The 22,113-nt window shown below is 64.2% G+C and carries 19 protein-coding genes; 16 read left to right on the forward strand and 3 right to left on the reverse strand.

The features are described 5' to 3' along the window. Positions 1 to 8 precede the first annotated feature (8 nt). Complete coding sequence (locus NFG58_RS07295) at positions 9 to 1,202, forward strand: SpoIIE family protein phosphatase (RefSeq protein WP_045993226.1); 1,194 nt, start codon at positions 9 to 11, stop codon at positions 1,200 to 1,202. After that, a complete protein-coding gene (locus NFG58_RS07300) occupies positions 1,189 to 1,698 on the forward strand; it encodes an STAS domain-containing protein (protein WP_045993227.1) in 510 nt (169 codons plus the stop codon). The genes NFG58_RS07295 and NFG58_RS07300 overlap by 14 nt, the downstream gene beginning before the upstream one ends. Before the next feature lie 210 nt (positions 1,699 to 1,908). On the opposite strand, the gene tal is transcribed toward NFG58_RS07300, so the two are convergent. After that, positions 1,909 to 2,847 (reverse strand): transaldolase, encoded by a 939-nt coding sequence (gene tal / locus NFG58_RS07305; RefSeq protein WP_045993228.1) that lies wholly within the window; start codon positions 2,845 to 2,847, stop codon positions 1,909 to 1,911. A gap of 132 nt (positions 2,848 to 2,979) precedes the next feature. Between tal and NFG58_RS07310 the strand changes: the two genes are divergently transcribed. The 6 genes from NFG58_RS07310 (at position 2,980) to pstB (ending at position 9,699) form a co-directional block, all read left to right on the forward strand. After that, positions 2,980 to 4,179, forward strand: a complete 1,200-nt coding sequence (locus tag NFG58_RS07310; protein WP_045993229.1) for a Bcr/CflA family multidrug efflux MFS transporter — start codon at positions 2,980 to 2,982, stop codon at positions 4,177 to 4,179. Then, positions 4,176 to 4,946: a sulfite exporter TauE/SafE family protein gene (locus NFG58_RS07315; RefSeq protein ID WP_308812435.1), complete on the forward strand. Its 771-nt coding sequence runs from the start codon at positions 4,176 to 4,178 to the stop codon at positions 4,944 to 4,946. The genes NFG58_RS07310 and NFG58_RS07315 overlap by 4 nt, the downstream gene beginning before the upstream one ends. Positions 4,947 to 5,264: 318 nt before the next feature. Then, entirely contained in the window at positions 5,265 to 6,278 is a 1,014-nt protein-coding gene (locus NFG58_RS07320; RefSeq protein WP_108132630.1) for a substrate-binding domain-containing protein, read from the forward strand. A gap of 106 nt (positions 6,279 to 6,384) precedes the next feature. Then, positions 6,385 to 7,641, forward strand: a complete 1,257-nt coding sequence (gene pstC / locus NFG58_RS07325; RefSeq protein ID WP_108132631.1) for a phosphate ABC transporter permease subunit PstC — start codon at positions 6,385 to 6,387, stop codon at positions 7,639 to 7,641. An 18-nt stretch (positions 7,642 to 7,659) separates the two neighbouring features. Beyond that, a complete protein-coding gene (gene pstA, locus NFG58_RS07330) occupies positions 7,660 to 8,826 on the forward strand; it encodes a phosphate ABC transporter permease PstA (protein ID WP_108132632.1) in 1,167 nt (388 codons plus the stop codon). 63 nt (positions 8,827 to 8,889) lie between these two features. Then, entirely contained in the window at positions 8,890 to 9,699 is an 810-nt protein-coding gene (gene pstB / locus NFG58_RS07335; RefSeq protein ID WP_045993272.1) for a phosphate ABC transporter ATP-binding protein PstB, read from the forward strand. A 163-nt stretch (positions 9,700 to 9,862) separates the two neighbouring features. Here the strand turns inward: pstB and NFG58_RS07340 are convergent, their stop codons facing one another. Both NFG58_RS07340 and NFG58_RS07345 read right to left on the reverse strand, forming a co-directional pair. After that, positions 9,863 to 11,053 (reverse strand): MFS transporter, encoded by a 1,191-nt coding sequence (locus NFG58_RS07340; protein ID WP_287164824.1) that lies wholly within the window; start codon positions 11,051 to 11,053, stop codon positions 9,863 to 9,865. A gap of 194 nt (positions 11,054 to 11,247) precedes the next feature. Further along, complete coding sequence (locus tag NFG58_RS07345; protein WP_348827877.1) at positions 11,248 to 12,432, reverse strand: acetyl-CoA C-acyltransferase; 1,185 nt, start codon at positions 12,430 to 12,432, stop codon at positions 11,248 to 11,250. Between the two features lie 231 nt (positions 12,433 to 12,663). On the opposite strand from NFG58_RS07345, the gene NFG58_RS07350 reads away from it, so the two are divergent. The 8 genes from NFG58_RS07350 (at position 12,664) to NFG58_RS07385 (ending at position 22,096) form a co-directional block, all read left to right on the forward strand. Next, positions 12,664 to 13,230: a TetR/AcrR family transcriptional regulator gene (locus NFG58_RS07350; protein ID WP_045993235.1), complete on the forward strand. Its 567-nt coding sequence runs from the start codon at positions 12,664 to 12,666 to the stop codon at positions 13,228 to 13,230. 373 nt (positions 13,231 to 13,603) lie between these two features. Next, positions 13,604 to 15,256 carry an AMP-binding protein gene (locus NFG58_RS07355; protein WP_348827878.1) on the forward strand — a complete coding sequence of 551 codons (1,653 nt, stop codon included), beginning with the start codon at positions 13,604 to 13,606 and terminating at the stop codon, positions 15,254 to 15,256. Positions 15,257 to 15,362: 106 nt separating this feature from the next. Then, complete coding sequence (locus NFG58_RS07360; RefSeq protein WP_348827879.1) at positions 15,363 to 16,124, forward strand: SDR family NAD(P)-dependent oxidoreductase; 762 nt, start codon at positions 15,363 to 15,365, stop codon at positions 16,122 to 16,124. A gap of 121 nt (positions 16,125 to 16,245) precedes the next feature. After that, entirely contained in the window at positions 16,246 to 18,057 is a 1,812-nt protein-coding gene (locus NFG58_RS07365) for an acyl-CoA dehydrogenase C-terminal domain-containing protein (RefSeq protein WP_348827880.1), read from the forward strand. 300 nt (positions 18,058 to 18,357) lie between these two features. After that, positions 18,358 to 20,388: a biofilm regulation protein phosphatase SiaA gene (siaA, locus tag NFG58_RS07370; protein ID WP_348828121.1), complete on the forward strand. Its 2,031-nt coding sequence runs from the start codon at positions 18,358 to 18,360 to the stop codon at positions 20,386 to 20,388. Continuing rightward, complete coding sequence (siaB, locus tag NFG58_RS07375; RefSeq protein ID WP_045993240.1) at positions 20,376 to 20,906, forward strand: biofilm regulation protein kinase SiaB; 531 nt, start codon at positions 20,376 to 20,378, stop codon at positions 20,904 to 20,906. Before siaA ends, siaB begins: the two co-directional genes overlap by 13 nt. A gap of 15 nt (positions 20,907 to 20,921) precedes the next feature. Then, the gene (gene siaC, locus NFG58_RS07380; RefSeq protein WP_275041601.1) at positions 20,922 to 21,314 is read left to right on the forward strand and encodes a biofilm regulation phosphoprotein SiaC; all 393 of its coding nucleotides are present in this window, start codon (positions 20,922 to 20,924) and stop codon (positions 21,312 to 21,314) included. Beyond that, on the forward strand, positions 21,311 to 22,096 hold the full coding sequence (locus NFG58_RS07385; RefSeq protein ID WP_348827881.1) for a diguanylate cyclase: 786 nt from the start codon (positions 21,311 to 21,313) through the stop codon (positions 22,094 to 22,096). Before siaC ends, NFG58_RS07385 begins: the two co-directional genes overlap by 4 nt. The last annotated feature ends 17 nt before the right edge of the window (positions 22,097 to 22,113 follow it).

The raw sequence follows: 22,113 nt of genomic DNA on the forward strand, positions 1-22,113 counted from the left end.
GCATCTGCATGCAAGCAGCCAAACCTCTGATCGGGGTAATCGACCACCCGGGCGAGCACCGCGACGCCCTGGTGGACGCGATTGCTCGCGACGGACTTGCGGTCTTTGCCGCCGCCAGCGCCGATGAGCTTCCCGGCTCCACGGCGCTGGTGGTAGCACACTCGCTGGCGGTACCGAGTCGCGAGTGGATGGTGCTGGCCGAGCGCTGGCCCACCCTGGTGGTCAGCGAGGACCGGCGAGACGACGATCTGCTCAAGGCCGTTGACGCGGGCCTTGTCGACTACGTGATCGACCCCTTGCGCCATGCCCATCTGCTCAGGCGGATGATCCGGCGTGTGGTGGACGTCAATCGTCTGGCCCGGGAGCGTGAAGAGGATCGAGCGCGACTGGAAGAGCTCAACGAGAGCCTGGAGACCCACCTGGCGATGCTCCGGCTCGACCAGCAGGCCGGCGGTCAGATCCAGCGTCGCATGCTGCCGCCGAGGCCGCAGCAACTGGGGGCGATCGGCTGTGACTACTGGCTTGCGCCCTCGTTGTATCTGTCAGGCGACTTTCTCGATATCCAGGCGTACAATGAGCGCTATACATTATTCTATTTCGCTGATGTGTCGGGCCACGGAGCCTCGTCCGCCTTCGTGACGGTGCTGCTCAAGTATCTGTTCAATCGCTGGCAAGGCGAGTGGGACGGTGAGGCACCCGAGGCATTGCCGCCGCGCTGGCTGTCCCAGTTGAACCGGGAACTGCTGGACACGGGGATCGGCAAGCACGCCACCCTGTTCGTCGGCGTGATCGACCAGCAGAAGCGCTATCTGCACTATTCTCTCGGCGCGCAGCTGCCGATGCCGCTATTGAAGTCCGACGAGGGCGTCACCACGCTGGCGGGAGAGGGCATGCCGGTAGGCTTGTTTCCGGAGGTCAGTTATCCGGCACTGGGATGTGACTTGCCCGATGACTTTTCGCTCTGGCTCTGCTCCGATGGGGTGCTGGAGTGCTTGCCGGGGGACAGTCTCGAGGCGCGCCTTGACGATCTCAGGCAGCGGGTCGAAGACAGTGATTCCCTGGATACGATGCGTCGGGGGCTGGCCCTGGGGGCGCTCTCCAGCGATGAAGAAGCGCTGGAGGATCCCACCTCGGGGCGCGAAGAGCTGCCCGACGACTTGACGATCATGTTGGTGAGCGGGTTTGGCGATGAAAGTGCATGAAGGTCGACTGAAGGCGGCATTCGAGGCCGGTGTGTTCGTCCTGAAGCTATGTGGCGACGTGCGCCTGACCCTGTGTGCCACCCTGGATCTCCAGGCCCAGCAACTGGCCGACACGCCGGGACTCAAGGCGGTGATGATCGACCTGCGCGAGGCCAGCAACGTCGATTCCACGGCGCTTGGCTTCCTGGCCAAGGTGGCCATGGCGCTGCGCGGCAAGCTCGAGCAGGCGCCGACCATCGTGGCCGACAATCCCGACGTCAAGCGGATGCTCGAGGTGATGGGCTTTGGCGCTTTCTTTACCTTGCTGGAGCGTCCCATCGCCGAGGTCGACGACTTCGAGGAGCTCCCCGAAGTGCCCGCCGATGAAGAGGGGCTGCGGGAGCGCATCCTCGAAGCGCATCGTATCCTGATGCGCATGAACGAGCATAACCACGAACAGTTCCAGCCGCTGGTCGAGATGCTCGAGGCCCAGAACGACGCTTCGCACAAGGCCTGATCCTGCCCTTGCCGGGCCTGACGTCGACGCGCCGAAGGCGTGTTCAGCAGAAGGCGCCGAAGGCGTAGAAAATGGCGAACTCCGAAAGCGGAAAGCGGTGTCAGATCGCCGCAAGCTGGCAACCGCATAATGCAAGAGGGCGATCCATGGATCGCCCTCTTGATCATCTGCAGCCAGGCCCAGCAAGGCTTGCCGGTGGTGCGCTCGTTATCATCCCTGGCGCAGTTCGGTCAGCAGGGTTTCCAGCTTGCGCTGATCGGCCATGAACTTGCGGATGCCTTCGGCCAGTTTTTCGGTGGCCATGGCGTCTTCGTTCATGGCCCAGCGGAAGTCGTCTTCGGTCTGGGGCTCCGGTGCGCTGGTCTCGGCGTCGCTGCGCACGAGGCGGCGTTCGAGAGCGCCTTGCTGACCGTGCAATTCCTCGAGCAGTGCCGGCGAGATGGTCAGACGGTCGCAGCCGGCCAGCGCCTTGACCTCGTCGGTGTTGCGGAAGCTCGCGCCCATCACGATGGTCGAGTAGCCGTGGCCCTTGTAGTGGTCGTAGATGCGCTTGACCGATTGCACGCCGGGATCGTTGTCGCCGCTGAAGTCGGCCTCCGGCTGCTGGGCCTTGTGCCAGTCGAGGATGCGGCCGACGAAGGGCGAGATCAGCGTGACCCCGGCATCGGCGCAGGCCTGGGCCTGGGCGAAGCTGAACAGCAGCGTCAGATTGGTGCGGATGCCTTCTCGCTCCAGCGTCTTGGCGGCACGAATGCCTTCCCAGGTGGACGCCACCTTGATCAGGATGCGCTCGGCGCCGACGCCCTTGCGGGCATAGCGCTCGATCAGTGAATGGGCGCGGGCCAGGGTACCTTCGGTATCGAACGATAGCCGTGCGCTGACCTCGGTCGACACATAGCCAGGCACCAGCTCGCTGATCTCGCTGCCGATGTCCACCGCCACGGCATCGAGGGCGTCATCGATGTCGTTGGCCTCCTTGGCAATGGCGGCCAGGCGGGCGCGACGATCGGCGTGGCTGGCGGCCTGCAGGATCAGCGACGGGTTGGTGGTGGCGTCGGTGGGCTGGAAGCGACGAATGGCGTCCAGGTCGCCGGTGTCGGCGACCACCGTGGTCATCGCCTTCAGTTGGGTCAGCAGATCGTCTGCCATGTGGCAATCTCCGTAGTTGGGCGGTGGTGAGCTGGACCTACTGTACCAAGGCGTCGATGTGGACAACAGCCGCAGCGGCGTCACGATCAACCCGATGACAATTTTTCAAACCTTGTTCTTCATGGAGCGCCTGTGTCCCTGAATGCCCGGCGTGTCGCCCTGCTGGTGGCCGCCAATACCGCCCTTGCCCCCTTCGCCATCGACGCCTATCTGCCGGCCATGCCGGCGCTGGCCGAGTCGGTGGGGGCCAGTGTTCATCACACCGAGCTTTCACTCAGCGTGTTCATGGTCGGCTTTGCCGTGGGCCAGCTCACTTGCGGGCCGCTTTCCGACCGCATCGGACGCAAGCCGGTGCTGCTGGCCGGACAGATCCTGTTCTTGATCGCCAGCCTGGTGATCGTCAGCGTCGATTCGTTGACGGAGCTTCTGGTCTGGCGCTTTGTCCAGGCGCTCGGCGGCGGCGCCTGCGTGGTCAATTCCGCAGCCATCGTGCGCGACTGTTTCAGTGGCCGCGAGGCGGCCAAGGTCATGTCGACCATGGCGATGATCCTGATGCTGGCGCCGCTGGTGGCGCCGATGGTCGGCAGCCTGCTGCTGTACCTGGCCGACTGGTGGCTGATCTTCGTCTTCCTGGCGGTCTATGCCGCCTTCCTGATGTGGCTGCTCGGGGCCTTTCTGCCGGAGACCCGGCCAGCAGGGGCACCGGTGGCCTCGCCCCGTCAGGTGCTGCGCAACTACGCAAGTGTGCTGACCGACCGTCAGGCCATGGGCTACATCCTGGCGGTGGCGGCGTCCTTCGCCGGCATCTTTGCCTTCGTCACCTCGTCGCCGTTTCTCTACATGCAGCACTACGGGCTGTCGCCGGCGGCCTATCCCTTTGTCTTTGGTGCCAATGTGGTGGTGATGGCGCTGTCCAACCGGGTCAATATTCGCCTGCTGCGTCGGCGTACACCCCAGCAGAACCTGCGCCTTGGTCTCGCCATTCAGCTGGTCGCCGCCGGCGGCCTGCTGGTGGTAGTGGCCACGGGGACGGACTCGCTGTTCACGGTGGTGCCTCTGGTGATGGCGTTTCTGGGCGTGGTGGGTCTGATCTCGCCCAACGCCATTTCGTCGCTGCTGGAGCGTTTCAGTCATATGAGCGCTACCGCCACGGCGCTGCTCGGCAGTATCCAGTTCAGCAGTGCAGCACTGTCCGGTGCCCTGGTCACCGCCTTTGAAATCGACTCTGCCTGGCCCATGGTGATCGCCATGGTCACGGTGGCGTTGATCGGCAACGTCGGCCTGCGCGTGCTCGCCGGACGTCCGCCTCGGGTCGAGGAGGCGGCGTCATGATGGCGTCGTTGCTGGCCGCAGTGCAGGACTGCGCAAGGGAGTGGTGGGTGCTCAGCGAGCTGACCCTCGGCTCGTGGCTGTGGGTGGGGGCAGTACTGGCGTTGGGGACCTTCGTCCAGCGTACCACCGGCTTCGGCATGGCGGTGGTGGGGGCGCCACTGATCCTGTTGAAGGCGCCGTCCCTGGTGCCGGTGGTGCTGGTGGTCTACGGCTTTCTGGTGTCCTGTCTGGTGGTACGCCGCTATCGCCGGGAAGTCGCCATGACCGATATCTCCATGGCGTTGGTGGGCAAGGTGCCGGGAACCCTGCTTGGGGTCTGGCTGTTGCTGGTGGCACCCATGGCGACGCTGGAGGTGATGATCGCCAGCATCGTGCTGTTTGCGGTGGTGGTGACGCTGTTCAAGCTGCGTCTGCCGGTCAACCGCTCGTCACTGTTTGGTGCTGGTTTTCTGTCGGGAGTGTTCGGTGCCGTGGCGGCGATCGGCGGACCGCCCATCGTGCTGCTGATGCACGGCATGCCGATGGACCGCCTGCGGGGCAACCTGGCGGCGTTCTTTCTTATCTCGTCGTTGATGACCCTGGCGAGCCTGGCCGCCGTGGGCAGGGTGCCGCTGTGGCTGTTGGGCGTGAGCCTCAGTTTCATGCCCATGGTGGTGGCGGGCCACGCCCTGGGGGCGGTGCTGGCGCCGAAGTTGCCTCGGCGACTGTTGCAGGCGGCGTCCTTGACCCTGTGCGCCGCGGCGGCATTGGGGCTATTGATCAGCTGACCCCGTTGTTTCATGTCGTCGCTATCGCAGCGACACCAGATGGGCCGTCCGGCGCAAAGCCGGGCGGCCTTTTTTTGCGGCACCTTCTTTTGTGTCCGCTCAGGTTGCCGTCGGCTGTAAAAGCGTGGCATTGACCGGGGTCGCGGTGACAGAGCCGTGACGCCGTCATGACATGGCCGGGCAGGAGGAGGGGCAGGGGGGAAGCGTAAGAGGTATCGGGAAGGCGTCAACCGGAGTGCACTGTCATGAAGCTGTCATTTTTCTGCGGCATTGTGTGTTTCGCGAAGGTTGACCATCTCATCATCAGGAGCTTTCTCCATGAACCGCATCCTCAAGACCACCGCTATCGCCGCCGCCGTCATGGGCGTGGTGGGTGTCGCTCAAGCCCGCGATCAAGTCCGTATCGTTGGTTCCAGCACCGTCTACCCGTTCTCGAGCTACGTGGCCGAAGAGTTCGGTGCCACCACCGACTTCCCGACGCCGGTCATCGAGTCCACCGGCTCCGGTGGCGGCATGAAGCTGTTCTGCTCCGGTCTGGGTGACGATACCCCGGACATCACCAACGCCTCGCGTCGCATGAAGACTTCCGAGTTCGAGACCTGTGAAGCCAACGGCGTGACCGACATCACCGAAGCCTTCATCGGCTATGACGGCATCGCCTTCGCCCAGTCCGGCGACAACGAGGCGATGGACGTCACCCGCGAGCAGATCTTCCTGGCGCTGGCCGCCAAGGTGCCGGTCGATGGTGAGCTGGTCGACAACCCCTACACCAAGTGGAGCGACATCGATTCCTCGCTGCCGGATCGCGAGATCGCCGTCTATGGACCGCCCACCACCTCCGGTACCCGTGATGCCTTCGCGGAGCTCGTGATGGAAGCCGTTTCCGAGGACATGGAGGCCTACGGCGGTGAAGGTTACACCGACGTGCGCGCCGACGGTGCCTTCATCGACGCTGGCGAGAACGACAACCTGATCGTTCAGCGTCTGGCCGAGAACACCGATGCCTTCGGCATCTTCGGCTACTCCTTCCTGGAAGAGAATTCCGACACCCTGATCGGCTCCAGCATCGACGGCGTCGAGCCGACTCCGGACGCCATCGGCAGCGGTGAGTACCCGGTGTCTCGCTCCATGTTCTTCTACGTGAAGAACCAGCACGCCGAAGACGTACCGGCCATGTACGAGTACGCCAACATGTTCATGAGCGAGCAGATGGTCGGTGACCTCGGCTACCTCAAGGGCATCGGCCTGATCCCGGCGCCGGAAGACGAGCGCGCCGAGGCTCGCAGTGCCGTCGAGAACCACGAGACCCTCGAGCTGGCCGACCTGAAGTAAGGGACACGGTCCTGATCACGCCGGCCGGCATCCTGCAACGGGTGTCGGCCGGTACACGTTCCGGCAAGCCCATGCTTGCTTGAGCACAGAACCCCGAGAGACACCCATGCAGACCAATCAACTCCTGGCGATGTTCAGCGGCTCGCTGCTTCTGCTCGGTCTGATCGCCTTCTTCCTGGCCCGCGGCAAGGCCGCCAGAGTCCGAGCCTCCGGCACCTCCATGTACGCTCAGCCCGATCAGTACGGCTGGTTCACCGTCATGTCTACGGCGGGTCCGGCGCTGGTGGTCGGTGCCGTGGGTAGCTTCATCATGCTGCTCGTGGGTGCCGAGATTCCGCCGCTGCTGCTGCTGGCCAGTTGCCTGGTCATCGCCTGCATCGGCCTGGTGCTGGGCGTGGCGATGGTGCGTCCCGACTTCCACGCGCGTCAGGCGATCGAGCGGGTCATCCGCTTCTTTCTCGCCGGCGCGGCCCTGATCTCCATCTTCACCACCCTGGGGATCCTGCTGTCCATCGTCTTCGAGGCGATCCGTTTCTTCCAGATGCAGAGCTTCTGGGACTTTATCACCGGCACCACCTGGAACCCGGGTGCCAGCTTCCTCGAGGCCGCCGGTCGCGCCGAGGAAGGGGCCAGTGCCGCCAAGTTCGGTTCGGTGCCGCTGTTCGCCGGTACCTTCATGATCACCTTCATCGCCATGCTGGTGGCGATTCCGATCGGTCTGCTGGCGGCCATCTACATGGCCGAGTTCGCGCCGCCCAAGGTGCGTACCATCGCCAAGCCGGTGCTCGAGGTGCTGGCCGGCATTCCGACCGTGGTCTACGGCTTCTTCGCCGCCATCACGGTGGCGCCGATCATCGTTGCCGTGGCCGGGTTCTTCGGTCTCGAGGCCTCGTTCAACAACGCCCTGGCCCCGGGCATCGTCATGGGCATCATGATCATTCCGTTCATCTCCTCGCTGTCCGATGACGTCATCAACTCGGTGCCCAACAGCATGCGCGAAGGCTCGCTGGCGCTGGGCCTGACCAAGGGCGAGATGATTCGCGACATCGTGGTGCCGGCAGCCCTGCCGGGCATCATCTCGGCCTCGCTGCTGGCGGTGTCCCGGGCGCTGGGCGAGACCATGATCGTGGTGATGGCGGCAGGCATGCGCCCCAACCTGACCTTCAATCCGCTGGAAGACATGACCACCGTGACCGTGCGCATCGTCGCCGCGCTGACCGGTGACCAGGAATTCGCCAGTGCCGAGACGCTGTCGGCGTTCGCACTCGGACTGATGCTGTTCGTGGTGACCCTGAGCCTGAATCTGGTGTCGGTGATCATGATCCGTCGCTTCCGCGAAAAGTATCGCGTCAACAACCTGTAAGCCGTGGAGCCAAAGCCAATGAGACAATCCTTCGATGACATCAGCGCCCAGCTCCGCGCTCGCCACCGCAGGTCGGCCCGACTGAAGTGGGCGTCCATGGGAGCGCTCGGCCTTGCCGGCCTGTTCCTGGTGCTGTTCTTTGCCGACATGCTGGTCAAGGGGCTGCCGGCCTTCCAGCAGGCCCAGATCCAGGTCGAGGTGGACTACTCCGAGCAGGCCAGCCAGATTCCCCTGGCGGCGGTTCAGGAAGACGTCCGCCCGCTGGTCAGTCGCGGCTATCTGCGCCTGATCCCCGGCCGCATGGAAGACAACCCGGACCTGCTCGGTACCTCCCGCATGGAGTGGGTGCTGGCCGACGGCCAGGTGGACCAGTACCTCAAGGGCCACCACGCCAAGCTCAGCAACAAGGAAATGGCGGTGGTCGATCGGCTGAAAGAGGATGGGCGGGCCGAGCTGCGTTTCAACTCGACCTTCTTCTCCAGCGGTGACTCCAAGATGCCCGAGCTCGCCGGTATCGCTTCGGCGGCCATGGGCACCGTGCTGACCCTGCTGGTGACCCTGGCGGTAGCCTTTCCCATCGGCGTGATGACGGCGGTCTACCTGGAGGAGTTCGCGCCGGACAACCGCTTTACCCAGTTGATCGAGATCAACATCAACAACCTGGCGGCGATTCCCTCGATCCTGTTCGGTCTGCTGGGCCTGGCGATCTTCATCAACTTCTTCGGCGTGCCGCGCTCTTCCCCGGTGGTCGGTGGCCTGACCCTGGCGCTGATGACCCTGCCGGTGATCATCATCGCCACCCGGACCGCGCTTCGCAGCGTGCCGGACTCCATCCGTCATGCCGCCTTCGGCGTCGGCTGCTCACGCTGGCAGATGGTGCGTGATCACGTCCTGCCGGTGGCGCTGCCGGGTATCATGACCGGTTCGATCATCGGCCTGGCTCAGGCCATGGGCGAGACCGCTCCGTTGATCATCGTCGGCATGGTGGCCTTCATCCCCGATGTGACCAACTCCTTTACCGAGGCGGCCACCGTGCTGCCGGCACAGATATTCACCTGGGCGGGCGAGCCTGACCGGGCCTTCATCGAGAAGACGTCGGGCGGCATTCTGGTGCTGCTGTCGATCCTTATCACGCTCAACGCCACCGCGGTGGTGCTGCGCAAGAAATTCGAGCGGCGCTGGTAAACCGGCCCCCAAACAGGATACGTTGCCATGAACATGAAAGTTGCCCAGCGCGGAGAAAGCGTGATGAAGCAGGACCAGCCCGGCCAGCCGGTCACTCGCAACGAGGATGCCAACCACGAGTTGAGCATTCGAGTGAACGACCTGAATCTGTGGTACGGAGACTTCCACGCGCTGAAGTCGATCGACATGGATCTGTACCAGAAGAACGTGACCGCCCTGATCGGCCCGTCCGGTTGCGGCAAGTCGACCTTCCTGCGTTGCCTGAATCGCATGAACGATCTGATCCCGAGCGTACGCGTCAAGGGCCTGATCGAGATGGACGGCCGCGACGTCTACGAGCCCAAGATGGACGAGGTCGCGCTGCGGCGTCGGGTCGGCATGGTGTTCCAGAAGCCGAACCCCTTCCCCAAGTCGATCTACGACAACATCGTCTATGCCCCGAAGATGCATGACCTGGTCAGCCGCAAGGCCGACCAGGACGAGCTGGTCGAGCGCGCCCTGCGTGACGCCGGCCTGTGGGAAGAGGTCAAGGACAAGCTGCACCAGCCCGGCACCTCGCTGTCCGGTGGCCAGCAGCAGCGTCTATGCATCGCCCGTGCCATCGCGGTCCAGCCGGACGTGATCCTGATGGATGAGCCGACCTCGGCGCTGGACCCGATCTCCACCGCCACCATCGAAGACCTGATGGACAAGCTCAAGCAGCAGTACACCATCATCACGGTGACGCACAATATGCAGCAGGCGGCTCGTGTCGCCGACTACACGGCGTTCTTCCACCTGGGAGAGGTCATCGAGTACAACGACACCAAGACCATGTTCTCGACCCCGCATACCAAGAAGGCCGAGGACTACATCACCGGTCGTTACGGCTAGGCCGAGAGGCGTGCGTGGTAGCGTTCACCGCGGTAGCAAAGGGAGGCCTTCGGGCCTCCCTTTTTACTACCTGTGAACCGGGGACAGTAGCCGTGGTGGTCCGCTCTGGTGTCAGGATTGGTGTCTGCATCTGATGTCAGGGTCTGGTGTCAGGGGGCTGGCATCAGGAACTGGCGGGCTGGCGGCGGACGTAGGCGGCGACACCACGCATCGACCACAGTCCCAGCACCGGTCCGGGCAACAGTAGCCACAACACGCTCAGTTCGTGCTCCTGCCACAGGCTGGCACCGAGCCAGATGCCGGGCAGGGTAAGGGTGAAGCCGATGGCGTTCATCACCGCCAGGGTCGCGCCGATATGCGCCCTGGGGGCGGTGGCCGAGGCCAGTGACGAGAACTGGGCCGAGTCGGCGATGACGCTGAAGCCCCAGAGGTACAGCAGGCCCAGCAGCAGCAGGGGGCTGGCCTGACCAAGCCAGGGGTAGATCAGGCACAGGGCGCCGGAGGTGGCGAGCGCCAGGTTGGCCGCACTGGCGCTGCCGTGGCGTCGGCTGAGGGCGCCGGCCAGGATGCAGCCCAGTGCCCCCACGGCGATGACCGAAAAGCTCAGCCAGGGCGCCCAGTCGGCTGGCGCCTGAAGGCGCGTGACCTCACGGCCGACCAGGAAGGGCACCAGCAGCCAGAAGGCGTAGAGTTCCCAGCAGTGGCCGAAGTAGCCGCCGGCGACGCTGAGAAAGTGGCGATCACGAAAGGCGGCAAGGCCATCCTTCAGTCTGGCGCGAGACGCGTTTGCTGGCAGGTGCGGGCCGTCGCCCAATAGCGCCACGGCGATGCCACCGGCCACCGCCAGGGCCGAGGACAGGATCAGGGTCCAGGCCCAGGGGAGGTCCAGGGTGGCGCCGCGCAGCAGATGGGGCATGGCCGTGCCGAGTGTCAGCATGCCCACCAGCCAGGCCAGGGCGGCCCCGGTGTGACGCGGGGTCCAGCCGATCACCAGCTTCATGCCCAGCGGGTAAATGCCGGCCAGGCAGAGTCCGGTGGCGAAGCGCAGCAGCAGGGCGAGGGCGTGCTGCTCGGCAACGGTGATAAAGGCGAGGTTGACCAGAGCGCCTGCCAGGCTAGCGCTCAGAAAGATGCGACTGGCGCGGTAGCGATCGGCGAGACCGCTGGCGGCGATCGTCAGGGTGCCGACGATAAAGCCGAGTTGCACTGCCAGGGTCAGGTGACCGATTTCGGCCTCGCGAATGCCGAGGTCGCTTCCCAGCGAGGCGGCAACGCCGTTGATGCTGAACCACAGCGATGTACCGCACCACTGTGCCAGCACGATCAGCGGCAGGGCCAGGCGAGAGCGCTCCATGCGTGAGTCCTGTTGTGGATCCAGACCTGAGGTCAAAAAAATGGCCGGGAGCGCCTGTGAGCGCCCCCGGCCATGCTGACCGCTTATCGGCGTGGAAGGCAAGCGTCGCGCCTGCCTTTCAGACTACGACGTTGGCTAACCAGGTCTCGACGTCAGTCGATCAGCTCTCGGCCTCATTCGATCAATGGCCGGCCTCAGTCGATCAGTTCCACCGCCACGGCGGTGGCTTCACCGCCGCCGATGCACAGACTGGCGATCCCTCGTTTTCCGCCCTTGGTGCGCAGGGCGTGGATCAGGGTGGCGATGATCCGTGAGCCAGTGGAGCCGACCGGGTGACCCTGGGCGCAGGCGCCGCCGAAGACGTTGACCTTGTCGTGGGGCAGTCCCAGATCGTCCATGGCCATCAGGGTGACCACGGCGAAGGCCTCGTTGATCTCGAACAGATCCACATCATCCACCGACCAGTCGAGCTTCTTCATCAGTGACTCGATGGCGCCCACCGGGGCAATGGTGAACTCGCTGGGGTGGCGCGAGTGGGTGCTGTGGCCGAGCATGCGGGCCAGCGGGGTGGCGCCGAGGCGATCCGCCGCTGCCTGGGTGGACAGGATCAGGGCAGAGGCGCCATCGGAGATGGAGCTGGCATTGGCCGCCGTGATGGTCCCGTCCTTGGCAAAGGCCGGCCTCAGGGTGCGAATCTTGTCCAGACGAGCCTGGAAGGGTTGCTCGTCATGCTCGACAAGGGTGTCGCCCTGACGGCTGGAGACCGTGACGGGGGCCATCTCGGCGGCCAGGTGGCCGGCCTCGGTGGCCTGCATCGCCCGCTCCAGCGAAGCGATGGCGAAGTCGTCCATGCGCTCGCGTTCGTAGCCGCGCTCGCTGGCGACTTCCTGGGCGAAGCCACCCATCAGCTTGCCGGTCTCGGCGTCCTCCAGGCCATCGAGGAACATATGGTCCTTGAGTTCGCCATGGCCCAGGCGGTAGCCGCCACGGGCCTTGGTCAACACATGGGGGGCGTTGGACATGGACTCCATGCCGCCGGCCAGCATGACCTCGGCGGTGCCGGCCCTGATCAGGTCGTGGGCCAGCATGGTGGCCTTCATGCCCGAGCCACAGAGCTTGTTGATGGTGGTGGCGCCGCGGTGGTCGGGAATGCCGGCCTGGCGCATGGCCTGACGGGCCGGCCCTTGCTTGACCCCGGCCGGCAGCACGCAGCCGAAGATCCCTTCTTCGATGGCGTCTGCCGGAATCTTGGCACGCTCGATGGCGGCGCGAATGGCGCAGGCGGCCAGCTCGGGGGCGGTCTGACTGGACAGGGAGCCCAGCATGCCGCCCATGGGGGTGCGGGCAGCGGCAAGAAAGACGATATCGGACTGACTCATGGCGTGACTCCTGAAACCGTTGCATGTCGATTCTGCGATCGAGCGGCAAGGTGTTGTGTTTGTGTGGGCCGTGGACACGGCGCTGTGATGTCAGTGTGGTTCAGTCCCCGGGGTTTCGCTCGCGACGCGAATCGCGTACGACAAGGTCAGCAAACGACGTTGACCCCGAGGGTGGGCTATGCTTTTCTCAACGAAACCAAGCAAGCGCTAGTGTAACTGTCGATGAATGTAATGAATGACTCGCCCCGTCGCAAGGAGCTGACCCGGCTCGCCGCTCAGCTGTTTGTCCAGGAAGGCTTCGATCGCACCACCGTGCGCATGCTGGCACAGGAAATGGGGATCAAGTCAGGAAGCCTCTTTCACCACTTTCGTGACAAGCAGGAGATTCTTGCTGCGGTCATCGAAGAGGGCACCCAGAACGCCTTGACGTTGGCTCGAGCCGCGCTCAAGGACAGTGCGCCCGACCCCTTGTCCAGGCTGCATGCCATGGCGCGGGCCCATCTGGATACGCTGTTGACCGACCGCAACGCCCACGTGGTAGCGCTGTATGAGTGGCGGCGCCTCGACGATGGCGCTCGGGACCACCTGACCCACCTGCGTGACGCCTACGAGGCGCTGTGGAACGAGGTGCTGGATGACGCCATCGCAGCGGATCTGGTCACCGGCGATCGCGCCCTGGTTTCGCGCTTTGTGCTGGGCGCCCTGAACTGGACGGTGCGCTGGTACGACCCGGACGGGCCGCGTGACCCCGAACAGCTGGCCCACGAACTGGTCGTGATGATCACCCGCCGTCCTTGATCTGCCAAGGGCAGAGTAGCGGGCCGCCCCCTGTGATGGACAGCTGGGGCGCGCCGTGTGCCTGGTAGTCGGTTCTGCTCGTCTTTTCTCTTTCTCTTTTTCTGCTGTTCTCCTCTTCCCATTCCCGCGTTGTCGTTGCCTCGATGAGGTTCATCCTTTCGCCGAGGGCGCGGGCACGTCCGTCGTGCTCGGTCGGTGCGGTACTTCGAGGTATTCCTAGACGATGGTCTAGCGCACTCTTGCTTGTGTCATGACGTTGAAGCCTCTAGCTTCAACCCTAGCGCTTGCTAGGTTGACGCTTACGTCAACGGAATATTGCTGCCGGGGTCACCCTGGAGAGCTTCATCAACAATCACAACGCAAGAGGCCCGTCATGAGCCACGTCACGCCCGTCGATGCCGAGAGCTATCGCGAGACCTTCGACATCCAGCAGGTGATCGATCGTCTGGACGACCACCAGGATGGATATCTCAACGCCTATCATGCCTGCTGTGGTCGACATCTAGGGCAGGGCAGGGGCGACGTCCTGGCGCTGGTGCATGAGGACACCGCCGGTCAGGTGAGCCGGTTGACCTATCGTGAGCTCGACCAGCAAAGCGCGCGTCTGGCGGGCTGGATGGCGGCTCGGGGGCTGGGTGTCGGTGACCGTATCGCCTGCATGCTGCCGCGTTCGCCGCAACTGCTGGTCGCCGTGGTGGCGACCTGGCGTCTGGGTGCGGTGTACCAGCCGCTGTTTACCGCCTTCGGGCCGGATGCGGTGGACTATCGTCTGGGACGCGCCGACACCCGCCTGGTCATCACCGACGCGGCCAATCGTCACAAGTTCGACGGCCTGGAAAGCTGTCCCCCGGTGCTGGCGCTGGGTGGGGCCAGCGAGACGCACCCGCAGGACCTGTCCTGGGATGAGGCGCTGGCCAGCGAAGCGCTTCAGGACTCGCCGCCGCGGCTGTCGCCAGACGCCCCCTTTCTGCAGATGTTTACCTCCGGCACCGTCGGCAAGCCCAAGGGGGTGGCGGTGCCGCTGTCGGCCATGCCGGCCTTTGCGCTGTATATGGAGCTGGCCGTGGACCTGCGCTCCGAAGATCGCTTCTGGAACATGGCCGATCCAGGCTGGGCCTATGGCCTCTACTACGCCATCGCCGGGCCGCTGCTGCTGGGCGTCACCACCCACTTCTGCGAGGCGGGGTTCAGCGCCGAGGGAGCGCTTGCCTTCATGCAGCGCCATGACATCACCAACTTTGCTGCGGCGCCCACCGCCTATCGACTGATGAAGGCCTCGGGTCTGTTCGACAATGCCCATGAGACGCTGTCGCTGCGCGCGGCAAGTTCAGCGGGCGAGCCGCTCAATACAGAAGTGGTGAGCTGGGTGGAGTCGGCGCTGGGCTGTCCGGTGATGGATCACTACGGCCAGACCGAGACCGGCATGACCTGCAACAACCACCATCGGCTCGAGCACCCGAAGCACATCGGCGGCATGGGCGTACCCATGCCCGGCTACCGCCTGGTGATCCTCGATGCCGAGTACCAGGAGTTGCCCCCCGGTGAGCCCGGCGTGCTGGCGGTGGATATCGAGCGCTCGCCGGCGCACTTCTTCCCCGGCTATACCTGGCAGGAGAAGCATCCCTTCGCCGAGGGTTACTACCTGACCGGAGACGTGGTGGTGCGCAACGAAGACGGCAGCTTCCAGTTCGCCGGGCGCGACGACGACATCATCACCACCGCCGGCTATCGGGTCGGCCCCACCGACGTCGAAAACTCGGTACTGACCCACCCCGCGGTGGCGGAATCTGCGGCTGTGGGGCAGCCGGACGAGATCCGCGGCGAGATCATCAAGTCTTATGTGGTGTTGCGTGACGGCTTCGAGGCCAGCGATGGCCTGGCCGACGAAATTCGTCAGCAGGTGCGAGAGCGCCTGTCGACCCACGCCTTCCCTCGGGTGATCGAGTTTGTCGATGAGTTGCCGAAGACCCCGAGCGGCAAGATTCAGCGCTTCAAGCTGCGAGCCGATGCCGCCGAAAAGGCCTGAACGAGCCGTCGGTATGGTGTCGGGCCAGGCATCCAGATAGACGTTTTTACCTTACGCCCCGAGCGAGTGCTCGGGGCTTGTTGCATGATTGATCAGGAGAATTCGCATGCGTATCGAGAACGCGACCTTTGTCATCACCGGTGCCGGCTCCGGCCTTGGCTCCGCCTGTGCCGAACGCCTGGTGGCCGCCGGTGGTCGAGTCGTGCTGTGCGACTTGAGCGAGGGCGTGCAGGACCAGGCCAGACGTCTGGGCGACGCTGCCATCGCGGTGCAGGGCGATGTCACCTCGGCGGATGACATCCAGGCGGTGATCGACGCGGCCCAGGCCCACGGTGACGGCCTTGCCGGAGTGATCCACTGCGCCGGTGTGGTCAGTGTGGCCAAGCTGGTGGATCGCCACGGCAACCCGGCCGACCTCGACGCCTATGCACGCACCGTGCAGATCAACCTGGTCGGGACCTTCAACGTCATGCGCCTGGCGGCGGCGGCCATGAGCCAGAACCCGCCGGGAGACGACGGTGAGCGTGGGGTCATCATCAATACCGCTTCGGTCGCCGCCTTCGATGGCCAGGTGGGGCAGTGCGCCTACAGCGCCTCCAAGGCGGGGGTGGTAGGCATGAGCCTGCCGGCCGCCAGGGAACTGTCGCGTCACGGCATCCGGGTGATGGCGATCGCGCCAGGCGTGTTCGAGACGCCGATGATGGCGGACATCCCCGAGGATGTCGTCGCCGCGCTGTCCCAGGCGGTGCCTTTCCCCAAGCGGCTGGGCAAGCCCGATGAATTTGCCCGCCTGGCGGAGCAGATCATCACCAACAGCATGCTCAATGGCGAAGTCATTCGCCTGGATGGCGGTATTCGCATGCAGTGAATCCTGCCCTGAAACGAACGCTTGACTTAGAGGGCGGTCGTCGCTACTTTCAAACACATGTTTGAAAGTGCGTCCTGGCGAGGTCCATCGCAGGCGCAGCCACCGAATCCAGGAGTGCCCCATGCCCGACTATCAGGCCCCGCTGCGCGACATGCGCTTCGTGATGGACGAACTGTTCGACTACCCGAGCCATTATGCTCGTCTTCCTGCGGGGGATGATGTCTCGCCCGACGTGGTGGCGGCGATCCTCGAGGAGGGCGCGCGCTTCGCCCGCGAGGTGCTGCTGCCTCTCAACCAGAGCGGTGATCGCGAGGGCTGTCGTCTCGAAGGTGGCGAGGTCAAGGCGCCGAGCGGTTTTCGCGAAGCCTATCGACAGTACGTGGAGGGTGGCTGGCCAAGCCTTGCCGCAGAGCCCGAGCACGGTGGCCAGGGCCTGCCGCCGTCACTGTCGATGCTGCTGTCGGAGATGATCTGTGGCTCGAACCTGGCCTGGGGCATGTATCCGGGTCTGTCCCACGGGGCGGCAGACGCGCTGCGACACCACGGCACCGAAGAGCAGCAGCGTGTCTACCTGACCAAGCTGGTGGAGGGGAGCTGGACCGGCACCATGTGCCTGACGGAGCCCCACTGCGGTACCGACCTCGGGCTGATCAAGACCCGCGCGCTGCCCCAGGATGACGGCAGCTACCGCATCAGCGGGACCAAGATATTCATCTCCGCCGGTGAGCATGATCTGGCCGACAACATCCTTCACCTGGTGCTCGCCAAGCTGCCGGATGCACCCGAGGGATCCAAGGGCATCTCGCTGTTTCTGGTGCCGAAATTTCTGCCAGATGGCCAGGGCGAAGCGGGGGAGCGCAACGGCGTGGTGTGCGGCTCTCTCGAACACAAGATGGGCATCCACGGTAACGCTACCTGCGTGATGAACTTCGACGGCGCCACCGGCTACCTGATCGGTGCGCCGAACAAGGGTCTGGCGTGCATGTTCACCATGATGAACGCCGCGCGTATCGGGGTCGGTATCCAGGGCCTGGGGCTCGCCGAGGCGAGCTTCCAGAACGCCCTGGCCTACGCCCGGGATCGACTGCAGATGCGCGCGCTGTCGGGCCCCAAGGCACCCGAAAAAGCCGCGGATCCGATCATCGTCCATCCGGACGTGCGGCGCATGCTGCTGACCCAGAAGGCTATCGCCGAAGGCGGCCGGATGCTGGTGCTGTATACCGCCCAGTTGGTGGACGTGGTCGAGCAGTGTTCGGCCGGCGAGGAGCGCGAGCGGGCCGAGACCCTGCTGGGCCTGTTGACCCCGGTCGTCAAGGCGTTCCTGACCGAGCTTGGTTTCGAGGCCACCAATGAAGGGGTACAGGTGTTCGGCGGCCACGGCTTTATCCAGGAATGGGGCATGGAGCAGATGGTGCGTGATGCACGCATCACACGGCTGTACGAAGGCACCACCGGGATCCAGGCGCTGGACCTGCTGGGACGCAAGGTGCTGATGAACCAGGGCGAGAGCCTGAAGGTCTTCACAAAGGAGATCCACAAGTTCTGTCAGGCCAATGCCGACGACGAGGCCATGGCGCCCTTTGTTGGCCCGCTGGCCAAGCTCAACAGTCAATGGGGCGAGCTGACCATGGGCATCGGCATGAAGGCCATGAGCGATCGTGAAGAAGTGGGGGCAGCCTCGGTGGACTACCTGATGTACTCGGGCTACGTGACCCTGGCCTATCTGTTCGCCCGGTCGGTCAAGTGCGCCCGGGAAGCGCTGGCGGACTCGCCCAGCGACGCCAGCTTCTACCAGGCCAAGATCCACACCGCGCGCTTCTACTTCGAACGGCTGTTGCCGCGCACCCGTACCCACGCCGCCCAGATGCAGGCAGGGGCCGAGGGCCTGATGGTGATGGACGCGGAAAGTTTCGGCCTTGGTTTCGAGGTGTAGACGGGACTGCCTGTCGACACGATGTTTTGCTGAGCTCTCTCGATCGGGTGACTGATCGTTGATGGGCGGCGAGCCTGGCTCGCCGCCCTTTTTTTATCGAGGCGAAGCGAGCCCGGGGGATGCGTCTGTCGGAGCAGAAGACTGAGACACTTCATTAGCCGCCATACGGGTTTCATGGCATGATGCGCCGATACGCATATTCTTATAGTGAAGGTGATGCAAGACTCTCTCCATCTGTCGATTCTCGCCAAGGAGGCATCATGAGCCGCCACCTGGGATTGGGGGGTCAAGTCGTTACTTATCCCGTTGTTGTCCTTTCTGGTCGCACTGGTGCCGGTGCTGTGGATCGGCAGCCACGCGCTTCAGGACGTCGAGCGCCACTTCGGACAACGCTTCGCCGAGCAGTACAGCCAGCTGCATACCCAGCGCATGCTGACGCCGCTTTCCACCGAGCTGGCCCTGGCCAGGCGCTTCGGCGATCTGACGGTCACCCGCGACTGGCTCTCGGATATCGACAACGAGGAACTCAAGGCCCGTTTCTTCGCCGAGTCCGAGGGATTTCGCCAGCAGTTCGACGGTGACGACTACTTTGTGGTGCATCACGACAGCCGCCAGTTCTACTTCAACGACGGCAAGATGAGTCCGAGCCGTGCCCCCCGCAACCAGCTGTCACGCAGTGACAGTGAAGACAGCTGGTACTTCCGCATGATGGACAGTGGGGCGCCTACCCGGGTTCAGGTCGCCTATAGTCCGGCGCTGGACATCACCCGGGTGTGGATCAATGTTCGCGTCGACGGCGAGAACGGGCCCCTTGGCATGGTCGGTGGCGGCCTCAATTTCAACCGCCTTCTGGCCAGCAGCTTCGACGATCAGCCGTTGGGTGTGGCTTCCTTCCTGCTCGGCCGCGAAGGTCGGGTGCTGGCGATGGCAGAGGACGGAGAGCTCCAGGCGACCGACTTGAGCCAGGTCGATGAAGGCGGCGGCGTGCTCGATGCGGCGGTCGAGGATCCCGAGGCCCTCGCCGAGATGCTGGCATCGGCCCGAGAGAGCGGCGGAGAGGTAGAGACCCGCACCCTCGAGTGGTCCGGTGAGGAGCGAGTGGTGGCGGTCAGCTACATGCCGGAGCTCGACTGGTGGTTGGTGTCGGCGGTCGATCCCTACGCCGCCACCTTGCTGGAAAAGCGTTGGTTGTGGCCGCTGATGTTCGCCCTGGTGGCCAGCCTCGGGGTGGTGCTGCTGGTGGTGGTGATCGCCCTGCGGCGGCTGATCGTCAACCCGATGCGTCGCCTCAGTCAATCCGCCCAGGCGCTGGCCCAGGGCCGTTATGACACCAGGCTCGACAGTGACCGCGGTGACGAGATCGGCGATCTGTCACGCGATTTCCAGCGCATGGCCGATCAGGTTCAGGCCCATACCGAGGAGCTCGAGGAACGCATCCGTCAGCGCACCATGGATCTCACCCTGGCCAATCGGCAGATGAGCGAGGCCAAGCGTCAGATCGATGATTCCCTCGACTGCGCTCGGGTATTGCAGCAGGCGATCCTGCCCAGCCGCGACATGCAACGCTGCGCCGGGCTAAGGCACGGCGTGCTGTGGAGTCCCAAGGATACGGTCGGCGGCGACATCTTCGTGTTCCGGGACTTCGGTCATGACCGCGGCTATCTGCTGGGGGTCATCGACTGCGCGGGACACGGCGTGCCCGGCGCCCTGATGACCATGCTCGCCCGTGCGGCCTTCGACAACTCGGTCAACCAGGTGGGGCCCGAGAATCCGGCGGGTATCCTCGAGGAGATGGACCGGCGCATTCGCCGCACGCTCGAGGCCGACAGCGATGCCCACGGCGTGACGCCGCACATGGATGCGGGGCTGGTGTGGGTCGGCGCCGACCAGCAGCAATTGACCTTCTCCGGCGCCAAGCTGGATCTCTATGCCACCGATGGCCAGCGCCTGGAGGTACTGGCCGGTGGCCGACGCGCCCTGGCGTTCAAGCGTCGTGGGGAGTTCACCAATCAAACGTTGGCACTGGTACCTGGCTGGTCCTGTACGCTGTGCAGTGACGGCTTCCTGGATCAGGCAGGCGGCGAGCACGGGTTCGGCTTCGGCAGGCGGCGTTTCGAGGCCATGCTGCTGGAGCACGCCGGGCTCGATCCCAGGGCACAGGTCGCGGCCTTCCTGGATGCGCTGGCGCGATTCCAGGGCGAGGCGCACCAGCGTGACGATATCACCCTGCTGTGCTTCCAGCCGGCGGTCGAGGACGAGCAGGACGGCACCGCGTCCGCGACGTCCAACATTCACCACGGTCACGATGAGGGAATTCCATGGACCTCTTGACGCTGCGCGACCAATTCGACAAACAGCGCGTGCTGCTAAGCTTCAATGGCCCGATTTCCCATAGCCTGATCGAAGAGATCGGCAAGGCCATTCGCAACTACCTCAACAACGAATCTGCGGCACCATCGGCGGCGATGGACGTGTTCTCGACCTACATCGAAATGACCCAGAACATCAGCCATTACGCCACCGCCATGGGCTATGACGAACAGCGGGCCACCGCCACCGTTGCGGTGGCGCGGGGCGAGCAGGGGCACTATCTGGTGTCGGCGGGCAACGTGGTCGAGCATGCCGATGGCCAGCGTCTGATGGCGACCGTCGAGGAACTCGGTGAGATGGACGCGGTCGAGCTCAAGCGATGCTACAAGCAGCAACTCAGAAAGCCGCGTGAAGACGGCTCCCGGGGAGCAGGGCTGGGGTTGATCGACATGGCGCGCAAGTCCTGCCAGCCGCTTCAGTCGAACCTGACGCCGCTCTCCGATCAACAGAGCTTTTTCTGCATCACCGCCACTATCTGACGGAAAGTCGAGAAAATGATCAACGACATTGCGATTGACGGGACCCAGTCGACCCCTGACATTCGTTCTGACTGGGACGCCGGAACGCTGACCATGCGTGGCGATTCCTATCCCGAAAACACCTTCGAGCTCTACAGTGGCGTGCTGAACTGGGTAGATCACTACCTGCGAGACGGCGAGAGCCCCCTCGAAGTGTGCCTGGAACTGGTCTACCTCAACACCAGCTCGGTCAAGGCGATGATGGACATCTTCGACCTGATGGAGGAGGCTCACCTGGAAGGCAAGGCCTGCAGCGTGGATTGGCGCTACGATGTCAGAAACGAACGCATCGCCGAGCTGGCCGAGGAGTTCAAGGAAGACTGCAGTTTTCCGTTTGCGATCACCCCCGTCGAGGATCCCAGTTCATGACCGAAAGGGATCGTCAGCTGCTGCGGGACATCGAGGCGCTGCTGGCCTCGTCCGAGCATCAGGACAATCCACTGAAGGCACCGCTCGAAGCGCTCTACCGGCGGCATACCGAGCAGCTTGAGCGGCTAGAGCGCATGGCTGCCATTTCCGATGGCTTTCAGCGCAACGTCAAGAGCGACCTGACCACCGCCGAACGCCGGCTGGAGCGACAGCAGCGTCGCCAGCACAAGCTGTCACGCATCGCCGATGGTTATCAGGAGCTGCTGTTCGAGCGCAAGCAGACGCTGGAAAGCGAGGTCATGCTCGATCCATTGACCAAGATCCCCAATCGTCGTGGCCTGCACACCGAGCTGCGTCGACTGATGGCCGCCTCCAGCCGACAGCAACGCCCTTTTACCCTGGCGATGGTGGACATCGACCACTTCAAGCGCTTCAACGACGAGCATGGGCATGATGTCGGCGATCAGGCGCTGCTGGTAGTGGCCAAGGTCCTCGACGACACCCTGCGTGGTGGCGATATCGTCGGTCGCTGGGGGGGCGAAGAGTTTCTGATCGCCTTGCCCGGCGCTTCGCTGTGGGCGGCTGAACCCCTGTTCGAGCGGCTCCAGGCCAAGCTGCGTACCACCCAGGTGGTGAGCGACGACTCCCTGACGCTGACCGTCAGCATCGGCGCGGCGGAGCACCGTCATGACGAGACCTACGAGCAGACCATGAATCGCGCCGACCAGGCGTTGTATCAGGCCAAGCGCAATGGGCGAGATCGCTGGGAGGCCGCCGAGTGACGGGCGTTCTGACTCAG

It is taken from the genome of Halomonas sp. RT37 (assembly GCF_040070525.1).
GTDB classification, from domain to species: Bacteria; Pseudomonadota; Gammaproteobacteria; order Pseudomonadales; family Halomonadaceae; genus Halomonas; species Halomonas litopenaei.